1 protein-coding gene is annotated in these 526 nt (G+C 64.8%); it reads right to left on the minus strand.

All coding sequences use genetic code 11. The features are described from left to right. A partial coding sequence (locus ACU8YC_RS26115; RefSeq protein WP_446896131.1) for a molybdopterin-dependent oxidoreductase occupies positions 1-526 on the minus strand: 526 nt, incomplete at both ends.

The following is a 526-nucleotide window of genomic DNA, read 5'->3' on the forward strand; positions in this document are numbered from 1 at the left end:
CAGTGGATTGAAACAGACCACCTGGGCACCGCGCTCCAGCGCCTGGCGCAGCGGTTCGAGCATGCGCGGGTGGTTGGTGCCGGGGTTCTGGCCAAGTACGAAGATCGCATCGGCGTGGTCGAAATCTTCCAGCGTCACCGTGCCCTTGCCGACACCGATGGATTCGATGAGGGCGACGCCGCTGGCCTCGTGGCACATGTTCGAGCAGTCGGGAAAATTGTTGGTGCCGAAGCTGCGGCCGAACAGCTGGTAGAGATAGGCCGCTTCGTTGCTGGCCCGACCGGATGTGTAGAAGGCTGCCTGGTGCGGGCTGGCCAGGCCGTTCAGGTGTCGCGCGATCAGCGCGAACGCATCATCCCAGGTGATCGGCTGATAGCGGTCGCTGGCCGCGTCATAACGCACCGGTTCGGTGAGGCGTCCCTGGTATTCGAGCCAGTAATCGCTCTGCTCACGCAGCTGGCTGACGCTGTGGCGGGCGAAGAAGGCGGCATCCACGCGGCGGCGCGTGGCTTCCCAGTTCACCGCC

It is taken from the genome of Citrobacter sp. VF227 (genome assembly GCF_052950715.1).